Below are 2,005 nucleotides of genomic sequence, written 5' to 3' on the forward strand. Positions count from 1 at the left end.
AGCGATCGCGGCGTCCTTCATGGGCTACAACCTTGCCAAGCGTTTCGCAAAGGACCCCGCAAGCTTCGGCAAGGGCCGCATCGAGGGCGTGTTCGCGCCGGAAACGGCTGCGCACGCCTCCGGCACCTCGGCGCTGCTGCCGATGCTGGCGCTCGGCATCCCCGGCTCCGGCACCGCCGCGATCCTGCTCGGCGGGTTGATGGTGTGGGGGCTCAATCCAGGGCCGCTGCTGTTCGTCGAGCACAAGGATTTCGTCTGGGGCTTGATCGCCTCGATGTATCTCGGCAACGTCGTCGGCCTCGCTCTGGTGCTGACCACGGTGCCAATCTTCGCGTCGATCCTGCGCGTGCCCTTTGCGGCGGTGGCGCCGATGATCGTGGTGTCCTGCGCGATCGGCGCCTACGCGATCCAGAACGCGATGTTCGACATCTGGCTGATGCTGGGCTTCGGCGTCGTCGGTTATGTCTTCAAGAGGATCGGCATTCCGCTGGCACCCTTCACGCTGGCCCTCGTGCTCGGTAACCGCGCCGAGGACGCCTTCCGCCTCTCGATGATCGGCTCCGCCGGGGATCTCAGGGTGTTCTGGTCGAACGGGCTGGTCGGTTCGATCACGACGCTCGCGATCGTGCTGCTGTTCTGGCCGGTGATCGACGGCCTGATGGGCCGCTTCGGATTGACCCCAACGCGCGAACATTAGGTCGCCGTAGGATCTGACAGAAATGTAATTTGGATCAACGAGTTAGTCTGTAGATGACATCGTAGTCCTACTGCGGCGCCAACGTTTTGTTTCCAAATGTTGCCGCCGCGCGACAGCCTCGGTTCCACTTGGGGCGTATGTTCCAGCCAGATTTTAAGTCTTTATCGCAGGGGGAATGTTATGAAGCGGATTGTGTTGGGAATGGCGGCGGCAGCCTCGTTGCTTGCGACGAATGCGATGGCTGCCGATCTGGCGGCGAGGCCCTATGTGAAGGCGCCGCCGATTGTCGAGCCCGGTTACAATTGGACGGGATTTTATGCGGGGTTGAACGGCGGCTATAGCTGGGGGCGGGCAAGCGAGACAGCGTTGATCGGCGCGCCTTTTCCTGCGGGATCCGTCGGCGCGGTCAAGCAGAACGTGGATGGCGGCCTCGGCGGCGGCCAGATCGGCTACAACTGGCAGGTGGACCGGAAATGGGTAGTCGGCGTCGAGGCCGACATTCAGGGCACCGGCGAACGCGGCCGATCGAACGACGTGCTGGGGACGATCCGAATCGGCAGATTCGGTGTCACGGCGTCCACAGCCGCCAGCACCGATTTCCCCTGGTTCGCAACCTTCCGTGGACGCGGGGGCTTCCTGGTCGATCCGAGCCTGCTGCTTTATGCAACAGGCGGTCTGGCGGTCGGTGAGGTCAAGTTCGCCAGCACGCCGACGCTTACGATTCAGGCGTTCGACGGCAACACGCCGGTCGGCGCTCCCATCTCGGCCACCGGTCCGACGGTGTCGGAAAGCCAGACCCGGGTGGGCTGGACGCTCGGCGCAGGCCTGGAGAAGAAGTTCGCACCCAACTGGTCGGCGAAGCTCGAATATCTCTACATCGATCTCGGCACCAAGACCTACTTCAGCGGAACAGGGAATGACATCGACGTCCGCTTCCGCGACCACATCCTGCGTGCTGGGTTCAACTACCAGTTCACGGCGGGCCCGGTCGTCGCCAAGTACTGATCGGCGAGCAATTATGGAATTGGAAAAGCCCCGGTCTTCCGGGGCTTTTTTCTTGGTTCGAATTCCGTGCGCCTCTCCGCTCGCTCACACCACCTTGCGCTGCCTAGCTAGCTCCGCCATCTCCTCCTTGCCGAAGCCGAACTCGGCCAATACCTCTTTCGTCCGCTCGCCGAATTCCGGCGGCCGTGCGGCCATCTTGCTCGGCGTCCGCGATAGCGTGACGGGCTGACCAACCAGGCGGATGCGGTCATCCGGCTGTTCGGCATCAGCGAGATCCTGCTGACGATGGAGGAGCGCCTGGCC

At 63.1% G+C, this 2,005-nt stretch carries 2 protein-coding genes and 1 pseudogene; 2 read left to right on the forward strand and 1 reads right to left on the reverse strand.

Annotated features, from left to right (window positions below):
* A partial coding sequence (locus MTR72_RS40135) for a tripartite tricarboxylate transporter permease (RefSeq protein ID WP_341512339.1) occupies positions 1-697 on the forward strand: 697 nt, incomplete at its 5' end.
* Between the two features lie 96 nt (positions 698-793).
* The gene (locus MTR72_RS40140; RefSeq protein WP_341512340.1) at positions 794-1,702 is read left to right on the forward strand and encodes an outer membrane protein; all 909 of its coding nucleotides are present in this window, start codon (positions 794-796) and stop codon (positions 1,700-1,702) included.
* 84 nt (positions 1,703-1,786) lie between these two features.
* Here MTR72_RS40140 and MTR72_RS40145 read toward each other — a convergent pair.
* A pseudogene (locus tag MTR72_RS40145) lies at positions 1,787-2,005 on the reverse strand (hypothetical protein); the annotation flags it as partial.

The sequence above is a fragment of the Bradyrhizobium sp. ISRA442 genome (assembly GCF_038085055.1).
Taxonomy (GTDB): Bacteria; Pseudomonadota; Alphaproteobacteria; order Rhizobiales; family Xanthobacteraceae; genus Bradyrhizobium.

Bases quoted from the DNA above. Each gene is read 5' to 3' on its own strand.
- MTR72_RS40140 (WP_341512340.1), top strand. From the start codon at position 794: ATGTTGCCGCCGCGCGACAGCCTCGGTTCCACTTGGGGCGTATGTTCC.